At 38.4% G+C, this 19,654-nt stretch carries 14 protein-coding genes and 1 pseudogene; 8 read left to right on the top strand and 7 right to left on the bottom strand.

All coding sequences use genetic code 11. The features are described 5' to 3' along the window. Positions 1-335: 335 nt before the first annotated feature. Together WJM97_RS17765 and hemF are read right to left on the bottom strand one after the other, a co-directional pair. Positions 336-674: pseudogene (locus WJM97_RS17765) on the bottom strand (STAS domain-containing protein); the annotation flags it as partial. A gap of 382 nt (positions 675-1,056) precedes the next feature. Continuing rightward, a complete protein-coding gene (gene hemF, locus WJM97_RS17760) occupies positions 1,057-2,103 on the bottom strand; it encodes an oxygen-dependent coproporphyrinogen oxidase (protein WP_353930110.1) in 1,047 nt (348 codons plus the stop codon). Between the two features lie 571 nt (positions 2,104-2,674). Between hemF and WJM97_RS17755 the strand changes: the two genes are divergently transcribed. The 8 genes from WJM97_RS17755 to WJM97_RS17720 all read left to right on the top strand — a co-directional run bounded on the left by WJM97_RS17755 (position 2,675) and on the right by WJM97_RS17720 (position 12,068). Continuing rightward, entirely contained in the window at positions 2,675-3,199 is a 525-nt protein-coding gene (locus WJM97_RS17755) for an SRPBCC family protein (RefSeq protein ID WP_353930109.1), read from the top strand. A 188-nt stretch (positions 3,200-3,387) separates the two neighbouring features. Next, positions 3,388-4,458, top strand: a complete 1,071-nt coding sequence (locus WJM97_RS17750; RefSeq protein ID WP_353930108.1) for an Mrp/NBP35 family ATP-binding protein — start codon at positions 3,388-3,390, stop codon at positions 4,456-4,458. An 87-nt stretch (positions 4,459-4,545) separates the two neighbouring features. Then, complete coding sequence (gene rodA / locus WJM97_RS17745; RefSeq protein WP_353930107.1) at positions 4,546-5,859, top strand: rod shape-determining protein RodA; 1,314 nt, start codon at positions 4,546-4,548, stop codon at positions 5,857-5,859. A 135-nt stretch (positions 5,860-5,994) separates the two neighbouring features. Further along, a complete protein-coding gene (locus WJM97_RS17740; RefSeq protein ID WP_353930106.1) occupies positions 5,995-6,189 on the top strand; it encodes an NAD(P)H dehydrogenase subunit NdhS in 195 nt (64 codons plus the stop codon). A 95-nt stretch (positions 6,190-6,284) separates the two neighbouring features. Continuing rightward, positions 6,285-6,941 (top strand): HAS-barrel domain-containing protein, encoded by a 657-nt coding sequence (locus tag WJM97_RS17735; protein ID WP_353933203.1) that lies wholly within the window; start codon positions 6,285-6,287, stop codon positions 6,939-6,941. 295 nt (positions 6,942-7,236) lie between these two features. Then, positions 7,237-9,414: a cation:proton antiporter gene (locus WJM97_RS17730; RefSeq protein ID WP_353930105.1), complete on the top strand. Its 2,178-nt coding sequence runs from the start codon at positions 7,237-7,239 to the stop codon at positions 9,412-9,414. Positions 9,415-9,665: 251 nt separating this feature from the next. Further along, positions 9,666-10,598, top strand: a complete 933-nt coding sequence (locus WJM97_RS17725) for a UDP-glucuronic acid decarboxylase family protein (RefSeq protein ID WP_353930104.1) — start codon at positions 9,666-9,668, stop codon at positions 10,596-10,598. A gap of 90 nt (positions 10,599-10,688) precedes the next feature. Then, positions 10,689-12,068, top strand: coding sequence for a UDP-glucose/GDP-mannose dehydrogenase family protein (locus tag WJM97_RS17720; RefSeq protein ID WP_353930103.1), 1,380 nt, complete (start codon positions 10,689-10,691; stop codon positions 12,066-12,068). A gap of 98 nt (positions 12,069-12,166) precedes the next feature. On the opposite strand, the gene WJM97_RS17715 is transcribed toward WJM97_RS17720, so the two are convergent. From WJM97_RS17715 to WJM97_RS17695, 5 genes are all read right to left on the bottom strand, one after another. Then, on the bottom strand, positions 12,167-12,961 hold the full coding sequence (locus WJM97_RS17715; RefSeq protein WP_353930102.1) for a DUF2993 domain-containing protein: 795 nt from the start codon (positions 12,959-12,961) through the stop codon (positions 12,167-12,169). A gap of 376 nt (positions 12,962-13,337) precedes the next feature. Then, complete coding sequence (locus WJM97_RS17710; protein ID WP_353930101.1) at positions 13,338-15,563, bottom strand: polysaccharide biosynthesis tyrosine autokinase; 2,226 nt, start codon at positions 15,561-15,563, stop codon at positions 13,338-13,340. A 716-nt stretch (positions 15,564-16,279) separates the two neighbouring features. Then, positions 16,280-16,885, bottom strand: coding sequence for a YdcF family protein (locus WJM97_RS17705; RefSeq protein WP_353930100.1), 606 nt, complete (start codon positions 16,883-16,885; stop codon positions 16,280-16,282). Between the two features lie 36 nt (positions 16,886-16,921). Then, positions 16,922-18,103, bottom strand: coding sequence for a glycosyltransferase (locus WJM97_RS17700; protein WP_353930099.1), 1,182 nt, complete (start codon positions 18,101-18,103; stop codon positions 16,922-16,924). Positions 18,104-18,139: 36 nt separating this feature from the next. Next, entirely contained in the window at positions 18,140-19,591 is a 1,452-nt protein-coding gene (locus WJM97_RS17695) for a hypothetical protein (protein WP_353930098.1), read from the bottom strand. Between the last annotated feature and the right edge of the window lie 63 nt (positions 19,592-19,654).

The following is a 19,654-nucleotide window of genomic DNA, read 5'->3' as shown; positions in this document are numbered from 1 at the left end:
TGATCCTAACAATCAATTGGTGGTTTTTTCTTGTTGCCTTTTGGGAACACCTTTGCCGAGCATTCTAGAAGTGTCAGAACTATCTAGTCAACAGGATAAAATTGTCAATCTGTGCGCTGCCGATCTTCTGTTTAGAGCAGTCTTCACATTTTTATCACACCATAGCCTCATCTGCTAACTGTGAGCTTTTATGCGGAAGTAGACTCATCTGCTAATGAGCGCAGAAAGCGATTAGGCTGGGATTTCGATTCGGCGGATGGGTTATGCTCTGAAGTATTCTTACTGTTTTGTTCAGAACTGTTATTTTCTTGGTGGAGTAAGTTGGGAAATACAGCATCTATAGCTTCTTGTTCTGTTTCAAATATCTCAAATACCGTATCCATCATTGTCACCTCAAATACCAGTTTCGCATCTGGATGAACATTACAAATGCGGAAACTGCCTTTAACTTTATCAGCATCACGCATTCCCGCTACTAATGAAGTCAGGCCGGAACTATCAATAAAATCTACCTGTGCTAGGTTGACAACTACATGACGACTCAGTTTAGAAATACATTCTTGTAATTTCAAGCGAAATTGCCAAGCTGTTGTGATGTCTAGACGCTCTTTTGGCTTTAAGACAATTACTATGTTTCCCTCTGGATTTGCATAGGTTTTTTGGTCTATATTCACTCTGATCTCCGTGATGTTTTGTGCAGAACTACTTATTTCTCTGAATTGCTTCAATCAGTCAAATAAGCCATGTCTAACCAGGATTAGCTACTGTACTTAATGACTATATTTAGTAGTTTAACTCACAAAAAACCATGCTGAGGATCTAGATTCAGTAGATGATTAATTTGTTTACTGAGCCTGGGTTTGGGGAAATTATAGCTTTGATAGATGAGATATCAAGAGGCTGTTTTAGTGATAAATTCCCAACACGCAGAAACATCTTGCTTGATATTTTATTTCTTCAAACCAGCCCCAATCCTTCATTTTTCATTGACCTATGTAAACTTTATCTACTGCATCTAGATAAAATTATGTAGTTGAACCTAAGTCAATCACTGAATTACTGTTGATTAGTTTTCCAGTTAATCCAATCTTGTGGTTTCAGAAATGTATTGTATAGTTCTGCTTCAGGAGAATTGGGTTCTGGTTGGTAGCCATATTCCCAACGCACTAGAGGAGGTAAAGACATGAGGATTGATTCTGTGCGTCCGTTGGTTTGTAAGCCAAAAATTGTACCTCGGTCATAAACCAAGTTAAATTCTACATATCTACCCCGACGGTACAACTGGAAATTCCGTTGGCGATCGCCATATTCCATTCCATTTCGTCTTTCTACAATTGGCACATAAGCCGGCAAGAAAGCTCCACCACAGTCTTGCACCAAAGCAAATATTTGTTCCCAAGTGCGGGGAGGTAATGCTCCTACTTGGTTACTGTAATTGGCTGCTTCTCCCTTGGGATCTGGGCCACGATAAATAGTACCTTGTCCATCTTGATAATCTAAAAATAGACCGCCAATACCTCGTGTTTCTCCACGATGTTTGAGGTGGAAATATTCATCACACCAGCGTTTAAAGACGGGATAATATTCTGGATGATGTTGATCGCAAGCTTGTTTCAGGGTTTGGTGGAAATGGGTAGCATCTTCTGCAAAGGGGTAATAGGGTGTTAAGTCCGCACCACCACCAAACCACCACACTGGGCCTGCTTCAAAATAACGGTAGTTTAAATGGACTGTGGGTACATAAGGATTTCGAGGGTGTAACACTAAAGAAGTCCCTGTCGCATAGAAACCATGTCCTGTTGCTTCTGGACGCTGGGCTAAAATGGAAGGGGGAAGATGAGAACCCCAAACTTCTGAAAAATTCACACCTGCTTGTTCAAAAATTGCGCCGTCACGCAGCACACGCGATCGCCCACCACCACCTTCTGGACGTTCCCAGCTGTCTTCCATAAATTTGCCACCACCATCCAAGGCTTCTAAACCTTGGGTGATTTTGTCTTGCAATGTTTTCATGAACTGACTAACTCTAGCCTGAGCGTCAGGGGCTGGAAGAAATTTCGATGATTCTGTTGTCAGAGTGGGGGTTTGCGAGTTAGTCAACATAGATTCCCGAAGCTAAATTTACAATTTCTGTCAAAGCTACAAATTCTCATTTTAAAAATTTATTGACACTTAAAACCAAAAAATCTGGCTCAATTTGCCAAAACAGCTTTTTCTGAGTTGCCAAAATCAACAAGTATCTTGACTACAGCACTTCCCGGTGTTATGAGGTACATATATAGCGGGCAAGATGCCCGCACCACAAGAGTTTCATGATTCAACTTTGTACCTCATTAGAGCGGAATCTGCTGTAAAGCTATTTTCCACTAAATGCGTCTAGACTTACATATTCATTAAGATTCTTTGCAATTTTTGTGGAGATAAGTCTGTTGTTAACAACATACCCTAGACACTAGACTAAGTGAGTGATTTCTAAACATAACTATATTAAGAAAAGTAAAGATATAGTTATATTTTGCTATCTTCTATCTGCTCTGAACCAGGAACTTACTTTATCAGTCATGATGCTGATAATTTATTTATTCAATGCTGTTTGCGTAGCTTGCCGTCAGGCATTAGCTGTTTGCTGACGGCTGAATGCTTAAACAGATTGTCGCCGGGAGGACTAAAGACTATGCAAAGTTGGTTATCCAAACTCATCTATCGTAAACGTCGTCGGCTTTGCGCTTCGTTGGTGCGGACTTATCGAGAGATTAGTTTTGCTTCTGTAGATGAATTATGGCTCAAAGTTGTTGATTTAACTGATGTTTCCTGGAATCCACTATTTAAAAGTACAAATGTTCCATTAGGCTTAGTACCTAAACCTGGATTAATTTTCCAAGCCGTAACTCGCTTTTGGCCAATTCCCATTCATATTTTTGTAGAACGGGTAAATCCCAAACAAATGCTAAGTATTCGTGTATTAGCAATTCCTGGAATTGAGGAACGTATCACATATCAAGTGGAGTCAACTGTTTGTGGTAGTTACTTATCCTATTCTGTCAACTTACGAGGTTGGTTATCACCCCTAGTTTGGTCATTTTTGCGCCCTTATGCAGATCAAGTAGCACGTTCCTTGGTGGAAGCGGTAGAACAAGCAGCTTTACAAGCGGTTTCAGGAAACAAAAAATCTTTGGATGATAGTTGTTTTGATTTTTAGGAAACAGGGAACAGGAAGATATGGAGAGATAGGGAAGCAAAAGATTTTTACCAATGCCCCATGCCTAATAACCAATGACAGATAACCAATGACAAATGACTAATGACTAATGACATAACAAAGTTAAGATGCAAGTAGGTGAAAATGAAAATTTATTAAGCTTGATTAAGGCGGCAACGGTATAAACCATGTATGATGTCCTCAATTCTCAGTCAGTTCTAGAAGTTTTGCGACCAGTAGAAGATCCGGAACTTCGTAAAAGTCTGGTAGAACTGAACATGATTCGCAACATCAAAATTGATGATGGCAAAGTTAGCTTTACTTTGGTGTTAACCACTCCCGCCTGTCCTTTAAGGGAATTTATTGTTGAAGATTGTAAAAAAGCTATTCAGAAACTCCCCGGTGTAACAGATATTAGCGTAGAGGTGACGGCAGAAACGCCTCAGCAAAAAAGTTTACCCGACCGGACAGGAATTGATGGGGTTAAAAACATTATTGCTGTGTCTAGTGGTAAAGGTGGCGTTGGTAAAAGTACAGTGGCAGTAAATATTGCAGTTGCACTAGCACAGACAGGGGCAAAGGTGGGCTTGTTAGATGCGGATATTTATGGGCCCAATGACCCAACTATGCTAGGTTTAGCTGATGCAGAAATTTCTGTTCGCTCCACAGAAACAGGGGACATTCTCGAACCTGCTTTCAATCATGGGGTTAAGTTAGTATCTATGGGCTTTTTGATTGACCGTGATCAGCCTGTAATTTGGCGCGGTCCAATGCTCAATGGCGTAATTCGTCAATTTCTGTATCAGGTGCAATGGGGGGAACTCGACTATTTGATTGTAGATATGCCCCCAGGGACTGGAGATGCTCAGTTAACCTTAACCCAAGCTGTACCAATGGCGGGAGCAGTAATTGTTACTACACCCCAAAATGTAGCATTACTGGATTCTCGTAAGGGTTTGCGGATGTTCCAGCAGATGAATGTAACAGTATTGGGGATTATTGAAAATATGAGTTATTTTATCCCCCCAGATCAGCCAGATAAAAAATATGACATTTTTGGTTCTGGTGGCGGTTCAAAAACAGCCGCAGAATTAGAAGTTCCTCTCTTGGGTTGTGTACCTCTGGAAATTTCTACCAGAATTGGTGGTGATACTGGTATACCCATTGTGGTTGCTGATCCAGATTCAGCTTCAGCGAAGGCTTTAAAGGCGATCGCTCAATCTATCGCCGCTAAGGTATCAGTTGCTGCTTTGACATAAGGGTAGGTAATGGGTAATGGGTCATGAATAATATCCCAATTACCAATTACCAATCCTCATTTACAAGTTCAAGTTGTTTTTTGCACAATGTTGTTAAAACGTTCGCTCCCAAAAATCCGCTGGCAATATTGGCTGAAGCCGTGGCACCAAGTAGATTGGTTGTTATTATGTTTGCCCATTGCTGTGAGTCTGTTTGGCGGTCTAATGATTCTCAGTACAGAACTTAGACACCCAGCAAATGATTGGTGGTGGCATTGGTTGGTAGCTGGTATTGGCTCAATTATTGCCTTATTTTTAGCTCGTATCCGCTACGAAAATCTGGTTCAGTGGCACTGGATCACCTATGCCATAACTAATTTCAGCCTCATAGTGGTTATGTTTGCTGGTAAAAGTGCTAATGGAGCGCAACGATGGATCGGCATTGCTGGTTTCAATGTCCAACCTTCTGAATTTGCCAAAATTGGGATGATTATCACCCTAGCTGCTTTGTTACATAGGTGTACTGCTTCTAAATTAGAAAATATTTTCCGCGCCTTAGCAATTACAGCTGTCCCTTGGGGATTGGTATTTTTACAACCAGACTTAGCTACTTCACTGGTATTTGCTGCCATATTTTTGGGAATGCTGTATTGGGCAAATGCTAATCCTGGCTGGTTAATATTGATGGTTTCCCCGATAGTATCTGCTATTTTGTTTAGTATCTCCTGGCCTTTGTCTGAACCAATAGTGTTATTAAAAGAACTAACTTTTAGTCCTTTGGGTTTGTTTTGGGCTGGTGCTATGGGTATTGTAGGTTGGCAAACTCTACCATGGCGCAAATTTAATCTTGGTGCGATCGGCTCTTTTGGTATCAATATATTGGGTGGTGAATTAGGAGTTTTTGCCTGGAATCATGTTTTACGGGAATATCAAAAAGATAGACTTAGTGTTTTTATGAACCCTGAACATGATCCTCTTGGTGCTGGTTATCACTTAATTCAGTCTCGTATTGCTATCGGTGCAGGAGAACTCTGGGGATGGGGTTTGTTCAAAGGCCCTATGACTCAGCTAAATTTCGTCCCTGAGCAACACACAGATTTTATTTTTTCCGCAGTGGGTGAAGAGTTGGGTTTTGTCGGTTGTTTGGTGGTGCTATTTGTTTTCTGTTTAATTTGTTTTCGGATATTACGCATAGCTCAAACAGCTAAAGATAATTTCGGCTCTTTGCTGGCTATTGGTGTTTTATCTATGATCATTTTTCAACTAATTGTGAATGTGGGAATGACGGTTGGTTTAGCTCCTGTGGCGGGAATTCCTTTACCTTGGATGAGTTATGGACGCTCTGCTATGCTGACTAATTTTATCGCTTTGGGTATAGTCGAGTCTGTGGCTAATTTCCGGCAACGTCAAACGTATTATTAAACTAGGGAAGAGGGCATTGGGTACTGGACATTGGGCAAAATCTTTTCCTGCCCATCTCCCTAAGTCTGTTGTCAATGACAATCAAAGCTCAAATAATATTAAGCTAATAACAGAGAATAATTTGAGGGTAAACACATGATTCTGCCTGGAGCTACCGTTCGCGTCAAAAATCCCGCAGATACATATTATCGCTACGAAGGACTTGTACAACGGGTGAGTGATGGTAAAGTCGCAGTAATTTTTGAAGGTGGTAACTGGGATAAAATTATTACTTTCCGCTTGCCAGAGTTAGAACTTGTAGACACCACAGCTACAAAAAAAGGAAAATAGTTCATTAGTCATTAGTCAGTGGTGAATACAAAAAATTGACAACTGATAGTACGGGTTTAGCATTGCTAGACCCCTACAACTTAAACTTGATAAATATGCGTTTACCTTTACCACAGTTTGCCACTGGCGATCGCCATCCTCACCATATTGGGGAGGTGATAGAAACTGCAACTACGGAATTTTTAGCACAGTGTCTAGAACCGGAAGATTTAAGTTTTCCCGCTATGCCACCTTTTGGTAGCTGGGTTTGTGCTACGGATGAAGAATCTGGAAATCAAATCTATGCTGTGGTATATTATGCCACGACAATGCCTATAGATTCTGTACATAGGGCGAGAGCTTTGGGTTTATCATTACAATCTTTACGGGAAGAACAACCCCAAATATTCGCTATGCTCAGAACTGAATTTAGAGCAGCAATTGTTGGTTTTGAACAACCTGAACAAAGTTTTAATAATAACCAAGGCATATATCAGTATTTACCACCAAGACCACCCCAAATCCACCAAGCTGTCTATCGCTGTCCACCAGAAGCAATTATCAAGTTTACTGATAAGCTGGATTTTTTAAGGACTTTGCTCCTCATTAGTGGTGCGCCTGTAGAATCTTTAGCCGCTTCTGCTATTCGTGAAGTTTATCAGCTACGTAAAGCTGACAGAGAATGGTTAATTAGGGCTGGAAGACATCTGAGTGTGTTACTAAAAGATGACTATGACCGCTTACGGTTTATTTTAAGTCAAATACACCCTTAATCAACTGTTAGGCGTGACATTGTGATGATATTTTGCTTTCCTACTTTATTCTTTATGCTCAGGAATAATCTAGAAAAAACATTTACGCCAATTTACTTATTAATCCTGACATAGAATAATTTGTCAGATCAGAATAAAAGTAGAAGTGAAGCAATTACAAAAAAACTACAACTGAAAAACTCTACTTTCAATTATTTATTTTCTGGGTATTTTACATATTACAGCACTTAAATAAATTAAACTAAAATTAAACTAATATTTAGCACAAATATCAAACCAATAATTGTTTTAGATAATGCTAATTTTGCCACCTCTACCACAAATTTTAACTTTAGACTCAAATAATCAAGTTCTTGAACAAGAACCAATTATTTCTACTGCAATTTTATTGTTGATTGTAATTGTAATACCGATTATATTTGAGAAATTAAAGTTACCAGCATTGGTGGGTCTAATTATCTCTGGAGTAGTTCTTGGTCCGTCATGCTGGCATTTATTTGAGTCGGAAACACTAATAATTAGTTTATTATCAGATATTGGGTTAGCTTACCTAATGTTTGTAGCAGGATTAGAATTTAACATTCAATTTTTTCGTCGCCAGCAAAGTCGTTCACTATTATTTGGTAGCCTAATTTTCTGTTTACCTCTCATACTAGGAACATTGGCAGGAAAATTTCTAGGATTAGATTGGCATATTTCTATATTAATAGGTTGTTTGCTGCCATCCTATTCGCCTTTGACTTATCCTATTATTAGTCGTTTGGGGCTAGTCAATAATCAGGCTGTCACTATGACTATGGGGGCTAAAGTCTTTACAGATATCGGGACATTACTAATGTTAACTTTGGCGTTAGCAAGTTTTGATAGTGGGGTATTTAGTTTTGCTCATACAATTAGTAAATTGGGATTAGTTATTATTTACTTTGTGATTGTTTTAGTTGGATTCGACTGGGCAAACAAAGAATTTTTATACCGTTTTGGAGATGAAGAATTTAACAAGTTTTTATGTGTGTTGATGTCTGTATTTTTTGCTGTTGTCATTGCCCAATTAATGGGGTTGACAAAAATTGCTGGTTTCTTTTTGGCAGGTTTCGCCGTTAATGAATCAGTGGGTGAGAGTCCAGTTAAAGAAAAATTAATTTTTATAGGTAGTGTTCTGTTCATTCCCATTTTATTTATTGATCTAGGTTTACGGATTGATTTACCTGCTTTATTTCAGGGATACAGCACAATCAAATTATTAATAATAATTTTGAGTATTTTATTAGCTAGTAAATTTTTAGCGGCTATTTTCACAAAACTTGTTTATCGCTATAACTGGCAAGAGACTCTGACGATTTGGTCTCTATCTATTCCTCTGGTAAGTATAAATTTAGCAGTGGCTTTAGGCGGATATGGCACTGGTTTATTTTCCGTAGAACTATTAAACTGCGCTATTATTTTGGTGCTGATCACTGCAATTGTTGGACCTTGGTTAACAAGTTTGGTGGCTAGTAGTGCGGTGGCATTGACATTTGCCGAAGTCAGGGATGTACCTCGAATTACCTTATCTAAACAGTCAGGAGAGTCCACACAGCGAGAATTTACGATAGTTGTACCTGTTTCTAATCCTGAAAATCAAAAGTATTTAATCGAAATGGCCGCATTGTTAGCCTGTCAGTCCCAGGGCAAAATTTTACCTTTGGCGATCGCCGCAGCTACGGCAAAAATGGATACTCCTCAGCTACAAGCAGCTTGTCAGCACAGTGAAAGGTTATTGGCACAAGCTACAGCCCAAAGTGAGTCATTAGGCGCATCAGCAGAACCCTTATTAAGAATTGATGATGGTTTTGCTGACGGCATTTGTCGGACGGCTCGTGAACAAAGGGCAAATTTAATTATTATGGGTTGGGGTAAACGCACTGGTTTGAGGGCGCGGTTATTTGGAAATATTATTGATAATGTGCTTTGGGCGGCACACTGTCCAGTGGCGATCGCCAGTTTAGTCGAATCTCCCAGCAGAATTGGGCGTATTCTCATCCCGATGGAGAATTTAATCAACCCATCACTTACACCTCTACATTTTGCTCAGACTTTAGCAGATGCTAATCAATCCCAAATTACGGTGATTAATATTTGCGATCGCCGCACCAGTAGCGATGAAGTCACAGCTAGAAGATCCCATATTTCTAGTTTAGTCTCTCAATTGGTCATACCAAATCCGCCAGATATTCAAATTATCACCCACGAAAATCCCATCCAAGCAATTTTACAAGCAGCCAGATTGTATGATTTAGTGATTTTGCCTTCTATGCGTCATCTGACTACTCCAGGAGGGTTAGCTATCAGCGATGTTGCCGACGAATTGTTTAGGCAACTCACCTGTTCAATCATTATTCTTGGAGAACCGCAGCATGATCAACAAGCTACGTTTTCAAACAATCCTCCTGATCAAACAGACTTGATACAATCCTGGGTGTTAAGGTATAAATAAATACTGCAACTATTTTGACAAAAAATTTGATATTTTATTAAAGATTTGATGAAATACACACTCAATCTGATTTAGTAATTTGAAAATAGTCTTTAATTTTGACAACTGCCCCCCGCAAGCCCTACGTAGTATGATTAGATTACATTAATTCAGTGTTATTTCTCAACAAGCTATTGTTTTGTACCCAAACTGAATAATCTGAAAATGATGATTATACCCTGTACAAATATCTGTAAAATATCTGGAAAACTATGAGAATTTTGGTAACTGGTGGTGCTGGTTTTATTGGCTCTCATCTAACTGACCGATTAATGACGGAAGGTCACGAAGTTATATGTATTGATAACTTCTATACCGGACGCAAGCAAAATCTCCTCAAATGGTTGAATAACCCTAAATTTGAGATTATCCGTCACGATATTACCGAACCAATTCGGTTAGAAGTTGATCAAGTCTATCATTTAGCCTGTCCTGCTTCCCCTGTGCATTATCAGTACAACCCAATTAAAACCGTCAAGACCAACGTGATGGGAACACTGAATATGCTAGGTCTAGCCAAACGTGTCAAGGCTAGATTTTTATTAGCTTCTACCAGTGAAGTGTATGGTGATCCAGAAGTCCATCCACAAACAGAAGATTATCGAGGTAACGTCAACCCCATTGGTATTCGTTCCTGTTACGACGAAGGTAAAAGAATAGCCGAAACCTTAGCCTTTGACTATCACCGAGAAAATAATGTTGATATTCGTGTAGCCAGAATATTTAATACCTACGGACCGAGAATGCTAGAAAATGACGGTCGAGTAGTTAGTAACTTTGTGGTGCAAGCATTACAGGGTATTCCCCTAACTGTCTACGGAGAAGGTAAACAAACTCGTAGTTTCTGCTATGTTTCTGACTTGGTTGATGGTCTGATCAAACTGATGAACGGTGAATACATCGGGCCGGTAAATCTTGGTAATCCTGATGAATACACCATTTTAGAACTAGCACAGGCTGTACAAAATTTGATTAACCCCAACGCAGAAATCAAGTTTGAACCCCTCCCTGCTGATGATCCCCGTCGTCGTCGTCCTGACATTACTATGGCAAAAACCCGGTTAAATTGGGATCCTACTATTCCTTTACAAGAGGGATTAAAACTGACAGTAGATAATTTCCGTGAACGGATGAATAGTAAGTAAGTCTTGATTTGTAATTTATCATTAGTCATTAATTTAACAGTGACTAATGATTGATAACTAATGTCAACAATGATAATTGGAGCTTAAACAATGCGTGTTTGTGTAATTGGGACTGGTTATGTAGGTTTAGTGACAGGTGTTTGTTTAGCACACTCTGGCCATGATGTTATTTGCATAGATAACAACGAAGAAAAAGTCAAATTAATGAAATCTGGGCAGTCACCAATTTTTGAGCCTGGACTTTCGGAAATTATGCAGTCTTGTATTCAAAACGGTAATATTCAGTTTTCTGCGGATTTAGCAGCGGGAGTAACTCACGGGGAAATTCTGTTTATTGCGGTGGGAACTCCTCCTTTACCCAATGGTGAAAGTGATACCCGTTATGTGGAAGCTGTAGCTCGTGGTATTGGAGCTAATCTCAATGGTGGTTATAAGGTAATTGTTAATAAATCTACTGTACCCATTGGTTCTGGTGATTGGGTGCGGATGATTGTCTTAGATGGTATTGCTGAACGCCAGAAATCTGCCGAAGAGAAATTGCCAGAAATTGCTAATCAGTTTGATGTGGTTAGTAACCCAGAGTTTTTGCGGGAAGGTTCGGCAGTTTATGACACCTTTAACCCAGATCGGATTGTTTTGGGAGGAAATAGTCAACAAGCGATCGGCATGATGAAAGAATTGTATGCTCCCATTGTGGAACGTAAGTTGGCGGCTGATCAGTCCTTACCACCTGTACCAGTATTGGTGACAGACCTAAGTTCAGCGGAGATGATCAAATATGCGGCCAATGCCTTTTTAGCTACCAAGATTAGCTTTATTAATGAAGTGGCAAATATTTGCGATCGCGTTGGTGCTGATGTTACTCAAGTAGCTAAGGGTATCGGTTTAGATTCCCGGATTGGTAACAAGTTCTTACAAGCTGGTATTGGTTGGGGTGGTTCTTGTTTTCCCAAAGATGTATCTGCCCTAATTCATACTGCCGATGACTATGGTTATGAAGCCCAGCTACTCAAATCCGCTGTAAGTGTGAACGAGCGACAACGTTTGATAGCTCTAGAAAAACTACAACAAGCTTTGAAAATCCTCAAAGGTAAAACCGTGGGACTGCTAGGCTTAACTTTCAAACCAGATACAGATGATTTACGTGATGCTCCCGCACTGAATTTGATTGAACAACTCAACCGACTAGGAGCTAAGGTCAAAGCTTATGATCCGATTATTTCCCAAACTGGTATGCGTCATGGTCTTTCTGGAGTGTTGGTAGAAACTGATGCAGAAAGACTAGCAGATGGTTGTGATGCTTTGGTACTCGTTACTGAATGGCAACAGTTCAACACTTTGGACTATGTAAAAATGGCTCAACTAATGAACCACCCTGTGATGATTGATGGTCGTAACTTCCTGAACCCTGAAGCAATGGCAAAAGCTGGTTTTCAATATGTAGGTGTAGGACGGACGGCGAAAAATTAAAAAAAATATTACCAACTCAGGTTTTTTCGGCTTCTAATCATTACCGCCCAGTTTTCACTGGGCGGTATCAAGTTAAAGTTTAAAATTTTTATTGGGTGTTAACCAGTGCTAGGAATTCTTTCTATTTCTGCATATCCACTAAAAATTAATTTCTGACCTTCTGTTTCTAGACGATTGAGCCGCATTTTGACACCATCTAAATCAAAGCGGTCTAAATCAACCATATTATCTAAAATTTCTACCAGTGCGACGCTTAAAGCTTGGGAAATGTCCCGCTGTGGTTCTGGTATTTGCTCCATTTCTATTTTGGGATTCTTAAAAGAAACCCTTCTTCGCTTTTCAATACCTACATTTAAAGTCATTCTCAACGGTACAATTTCCCCGTTATTTAAATCAGCTTGAGCGATAAGATGTAAGCTATTTCCCGGTAATAACTGGATTTCAACTTCAGTAAAGGAAACTGGTTGTCCACCAGATATGGCTGTTAAAGTTGGCTCGGAAAGGTTAAGCAAACGTTTTTTTACTAATTCCGCTTTGAATGCCTGATTAATACCTGCTTCTGATAATACTACTTGAGCTACTGCTTGGGTGGGTTGTTTCAGTTTGAGTTTGCCACTTAAAACTGAACTAAAGTCAATTGCCACCGCATCAGTTTCAAAAGACATTTCCTCAACTGCGAAGTCTCTCCGAATTACCAGGCCGCGACCGCTCATTTTAAAGCTATCAATGCTGCCTTGCAACAGTTTGCTGGAGGGGTGGCAGCGCACAAAGACTTCTACTGACTCGCTTTGGGTAAACAAATGGCGAATCGTTTGGCTTGCGACTGTGTTGAGCATCCGCTCTCCCCAATCTGTACCTTTGGGATCTGTTAAACCAGTAAGTCCGCCTAACATTAGATTCTGGATCTCTAGAAGTTCTTTGTACTTTTGTAACAAATTGTGAACAAGACTGCAAGCGATCCCCAGATTTATTGTTCTGATGGATGTGTGTAGTATAACTGATGGTTGAAAGATTATTCTTATGCGCTATTATAAATAACCAAAAAAGTTATCTCCAGTCTCGTATAAGCGAAAATTGTAAGCGATGCAGAATATTGTATGCCAATAAGGTACAGACATAAATGATAAAACTTTTGTGGGGTGGGCATCTTGCCCGCCAAGGGTGTACGGAAAGTGCTGTAAATTCATTCCATAAATTTTGGATAGAGTAATGGAGATCAGGAAGGACTTATCCTGTAGTTGAAAATCAACATCTTGCCAACTAATGACACTAGAATTCAGATTGTCGGGCTTCTCTACCTGCACTGTAGTAGTAATTGTAGCTAGTGAGTTTTTGCCTATCTCCGTTGGCAACTACACCTAAGACATTAATAGGGGAATTTCTCAAACTATCTTGGAGCTGCATAAGTGCAGATTTATCAGTCTTATCAATTCTAACTACCAATAGCATACCGTCTGTTTGTGGTGCTAAAAGCCTAGCATCAACGAGTCCCAACATAGGCGGAGCATCATAAATCACCAAATCAAAATTCTCATTGAAATATTCCATTAATTGCTTCATCTTATCTGAAGATAGCAATCTTGCTGGGTCTGGTGGGGCTGAACCAGCAGTAATCACAGATAATAGATCCATGTCAGGTAACTGTTGAATGACTTGCTCCACAGGCATATTAGAAGTAAGAACATTACTTAAACCCAAGAAATTATTTAATCCTGACAACTTGTGAACCTGGGCGCGGCGCAAATCTCCATCTACCAATAAAACTCGTTTTCCCAATGCAGCGGCTATCTGTGCTAAGTGGAATGATACTGTAGTTTTTCCATCTCCAGGCATCGTGGAAGAAACAGTTAGAGAACGAATAGGTTGATCAGAATTTAGTAGTTGAATATTTGCATATAAAACCTGTAAAGATTCCCAAAATAACCCTTGTCCATAGTAGTTGTTAGCCGCATTAGCAGACTGGCGACGAAAAACAGATAAAAGTCCGTTTTTTTGGATATTTATGCGAGATTCTGATTCTGAAGCGATGAGATTTGAGTATGAGGATTGATAACCAACAATACTTTTGTCTATAGGGAGAGTTCCCAAGAAAGGTAATTTGATTTTTTCTTTCAAACTAGCAACATCATGATAAGTATTATCAAGTTTTTCCAATAAGAAACCAATACCCACACCCATAGCTAAACTACTGAATAGTCCCATTAATAAATTTTGGGGTATGTTTGGTAATATCGGTAATTCACCTCGAGTTGGTGCTTGTATTAATTCCCAAGGCAACTCTGTCTGAGCCACTTGGATAACCAGGTTTTCACGGGTAGCTAGAAAACGGTTTAAACTTTCATTGGCAAGTTGTAAATTTCTTTGAATTTCACTATATTCTCTAGCTAGGATTGGTAATTGTTGAAATTTCTGTCTGGTTTGTTGTTCTACTCTTGCCAATTCTTGGCTTTTTACTTCTAGCAATTGAATAGCACTCATTGCTTCAGCTAATTTTAATCCTATGTATCGCTTTTGCTCATCCTCGATTAATGGTAAAAGGTTTTGTCTTTTTTCCTCTAATACTGCTATGGATGGACTATCAGGTTGAAAACGGACTAACTCTGCTGATAGTTGGGATTCTAATTGTCGTAATTGAGATATTAATTGGCTGTAAATAGATGCATCGTTTAATGTTGCTTTTTGACCTTCTGGTGTTGATAAACTTATATAAGTAGCTCTAGCTGAGGCTAATTGTTGATCAATTCCTAGTCTTTCTTCCTCTAGTTTTTGTAGTTGGGATGCAACAGCACTGGACTGATTCTCTGGATCAAGAAAATCATACCTTTGTCTAAAAATTTGCAGTTTTTGTTGTAATTGTGCTACCCGATTTCTAATAGCAGGTAGTTGGTCTTCTACGAATTGAAGTCCTTGGTTTAATTTAGTTTTGCGTTTATCTAAACTGTAGTCTAAATAAAACTTAGATAGTGTTTCTAATACTAAGTCAATTTTTTTACGATCTGGATTTTTATAACTTATTTCTATAACTTTTGTTGAACCTAATCGCCTAATAGTCAAGTTATTAATTAGTGTCTTATAAGTGATATCAGGATGGCTTGATTTTAGCTTTGGCAAAACATCTTTGATTAATTCTTCGCTTCTGAGTACCTGAATTTGACTGGCGTAGTCTAGATTAGACTTGGCAATAGAAGAATCTGGTAAAGGGATTTGTCCTAAGCTACTGTCGCTATTGACTGGCTCAACTAAAAGTTGGAAACTACCTTGATATATTGTTTTTGAATTTAGCGTCGAGTAAGTCACATAAGCCATCACAACAGAAACTACTCCCACTATGACTAATGCTCTACGCCGAATAATACCTAAAAAGTCTTTTAAGCTACCGTCATCTTCTTCTACTTCTAAGTAAGGAATATTCTGAGTTGGTAGTGTCTCAGGTGTGATTATTAATCTGCCATTCTCATTTGCCTTTGACATTTGACCAGGATTTTGGTTACTCATAAATTTCTATTATTTGACCTCTGTTTTCTTAATTATTTGACTATTTATCGTGTTTGTATTTTTTAAGTCTATGATTATTGTCTGTAATTATTTTCCATTGAAAATTTACAAAATACCATATTTTCACTATTAAACTACTTCCAAACCCTGATTGCTAATGGAAGTGGGTATATTTAGTCGAGATAGTTTGCCTGTGTGGGAGTTTTATATTGAATCTTGAAATGTTATGGGTTCAAAATAGGTAAAATTTATTTTTTCTTCCGTTGATATATCTGTATTACAGCACTTCCCGCTGTTATGAGGTACATATCTAGCGGGCAAGATGCCCGCACCACAAGAGTTTCATGATTCAACTTTGTAACTCATTAGAACGGAATCTGCTGTATATAGTTATACAGCACTTCCCCATGTTATGAGGTACACATCTAGCGAGCAAGATGCCTACACCACAAGAATTTCATTATTCAATTTTATACCCTTCATGAAAGAATTTTACTGTAAATATACAATACATACAGTGATAGTCAAGTAAGCTGACTTTATATTACTGAAGTCTCAGATACAGTTTTAACATTTTACACCTTTGCTGTTCATTTATTTATCTTATGGTCAAATATCTTTCTAGTCAAAGCTGAACAGCTTATTTATGTGTATAGTTTATTTTTTTAACAGGTATTTTTTCGAGAATGTCAATTGTTAAGGGTATAAAATTATGTCTACCTGGTGGCATACATTGGATGTCGAAAGCGAGGGTTAAAACTAGCTCCGGTACGTCCTGATACTATCCATAATAGGGAGCGTCCACTGTCACGGACAATGTGAAAAATAGATTCTTGAGGTTGTTCTGAGGGTATGGCTATGGGTGTAAAGGTAATTCCTTGACTACCGAGAACCAGAGTAGCGATTGCTCTTGCTCTGGGAAGGTGAAAGTCCGATGTAATTAGATAAATATGTTGAATATGATGCTGTTTAAAATTTTGAACCATAGTTGTAAAATTAGTAACAGTATCCACAGCACGGTAGTCAAGATGAAGACGATGTGTAGAAATACCAGCATCGTCAAAAATAGCAAAGGCTTGGGCTGGGAGAATACCTGTGGAAACCCAAATATCTAAATTAGGATGGTTTTGAGCAAATTCCGCTGTAAATTTTTCTCTTTCTGGTCCACCACCAAGGGTAAAAATAACTTGAGGTTGGGGTGCTTGATGAGAGGCGATGGCAATTCTCACAGGAATTACACTCATTAAAGCCAGTATAAACCCGATAAAACTAAGAATCCAGTATCTTTGCAGATGATTAAAGAATTGATTTCTATAGAACATCAATGTAGTACCAAATAATGGATATTGGATACTACATTAATATGTTTGATATTTTTGATTTAGTATCTCTTGATAGGTATATGCTAACTTTTTAGCAATTGCTTCCCAGGAATAGTCTTCCAGAGCAAAAATACGGCCTTTTTTACCCATTTGCTGCCGCTGTTGGGGATGTTCTAAAAGATGGACAATAGCTTCTGATAGAGATGCAATTTCTCCTTCGACAATGATGCCAGCTTCTGCTGCGGCAATATCTGGGGCAATTTGTACTCCTGGAGTGGTAATAACTGGTAAACCGGACACCATCGCTTCTGCTAAAGCAATACCAAAATTTTCCGAATAGGTAGGTAGTACAAATAAATCAGAACCTTGTAAAACTAAATCTTTTTCATATCCATTTACAAACCCCACGAATGAGGTTTGTTGATTAATATTTGCCGATTCCACCATTTTTTGTAAAAATCGAACATAATCATCTTCTCCAGAACCAGCAATGAGTAAATGAAATTTATGTTCTTGTTTAGCCAACTTACCCAATGCTTCAATCAATAATTCAGGACGTTTTTTGTAGTGAAGACGGGAGAGAAAAAGAACAATTGGCAATTCATTTGTGATATCGTATTTCTGTCTTAACTTAGAACTAGCATCTGCAATTAATTGAGGTGGATTTACTCCCAAGGGTAAAACTATTTTTTGTGTCTTAACTCCAAAATTGATGACATCTTCCCTTTCTCCCACAGAAGTACAATGAATGGCAGCAGCTTTATCTAAATTACGGTTTTCAATTAAATAACTATAAACTTGTTTTTTAACTTTGCTTTGTGCTAAAGCCCAAGGTGCTAACTGTCCCATAGTTCTAATTGTATAGGGGACATTCTGGAATTGAGAAATCATAGCAGCACAGGTCGGAAGATAGGAAAATAAATAATGGTTGTCTAAAAGATCGTAGTTTTTGATATTTTCCCATAACCAACTGCTAAAGGAGAATGAAGGTAAAAAAGCCTTGATTTGAGCATTAGGAGGAAAAAACCAAACTGGTAATCCTTGATATTCTATACATTCAAATAAAGGAACATCTAATAACGAACCATCATCATCATTAGTGGTGGCAATTTCTACATCTACTCCTTCTGTTCTCAAATATCTAACTAAATTTAATACTACTTGAGTTGGACCTCCCAATTTAGGACTTACAGAAGGAATGATATGTAAAACTTTCATAGTCTGATTAACTTAAAATGATTACAAACTTGCAATTTATATACGTGGATACTCTTTAGGTGAACGTTTAATACCCAATAACCCAGGAAAAGCTTTAGCAATAAATATTAATCCTACAATTGGTAACATGGATGTTGTAAACACTACCAAACTTCGCATAGAAATAGCAGCAGTGAAAAATCCCAAAGCACTAACCACAATACCATAACCGGTGGTGTGGAAAGCTGCTGTCCGCGACCACCAATTAGCTAAGAATCCTAGAGTTAAAGATACTAATATGACCGCAATAATACCACCCATCATATAAGCTTCTCCAATATAAGTAGCAGAAACTGTCCAACCTTCAGCACCTATGACTTCTTCAATAGATGTACTCAAACCTTCTGGTTTATCTGGCCAAAGCACTCTAGGTATGGGTTTAGTTAAGAATACTATGAGTAGTTCTAATCCTAGAAAATCATGTTGGACAGGAAAAGCATCTACCAACAAACCCATACTGAAAAGATTATAGTCAACAGATAGAGTTCCTTGTACTCTTTCAGTTGCGTATGTTGCTGTTGCTAAGTAGTTGCTAATTCCCATTTCTCTAAAACCGAGCATATGTCGGGTAGCAAAAATCATGGCATAACCCAAGATACCTACAGGAATTCCCATATTCAATAGATTAGGACTTTTTAAAGTTAGTAAATATCCACCTAAAAATGTAGCAAAATAGGCTGCTAAAATATTGCGAGTTCCACTGGCAAAGCCATAAAACAAAGTAAAAGTAAATATGAAAATAACTAAAAATATCTGCCAAATGCGGAATGATTGTCGGCGGTTCCAAATAATCCCAGCCAGGGGAGGTATCACATAGGTAAACAATTTTAATTCTGATAAAAATACTCGCCAATCACCTAACCGACCTCGACCCCAAGCTACATTAAAGCGTGGACCCAATAATTCTTCAATTACTGTTATGGGATTGAAATTAACTGACATGAATATATAAAAATATGCTAAAAGAGTTGATAATATAAATATACGAAATAGGGTTTTATCTGGGATATTATCAAAATCCAACCATTGTGGTGGTGCTGGTTTAAATAATATGATATGACGACCAATTGCTAAACCTCCGAAACCTATGAGTAGGACTTCCAGTGCTTTAATAGTTTGTTCAGAAGTTAAACGTTGGTCAAAGATTGGCTGGGGAAATAAAAACTCTATCAGTGTTAAGAAATAAAGAGCTAATATACAAACTAAATCAGATCGAAATAAGTTATTCCAGCCGCGCTGACTATCAAACAAAATACTAACGACTATCCCTATTCCTACGATGATAGCAACTTGACTAGCCATGCCACTGGGAGACATTTCTACACTTATGCTGATATAGCCTAAAAATAAACCACAAATAATAGCAAATGTTCCCGTCCATGTTGCTTTAGCAATGCGTTTCTTGAAGTTTGGTGGTTGTGGATAGTATGTATTTCTAGAAATATTCATATTTGTAAATGTTAGTTTTATGTGATTAATTTTTAATTTATTTAACTTGTTAATTCCAAATAA

The sequence above is a fragment of the Okeanomitos corallinicola TIOX110 genome, assembly GCF_038050375.1.
Lineage (GTDB): Bacteria > Cyanobacteriota > Cyanobacteriia > Cyanobacteriales > Nostocaceae > Okeanomitos > Okeanomitos corallinicola.
This window is presented reverse-complemented; position numbering and strand designations above follow the sequence as displayed.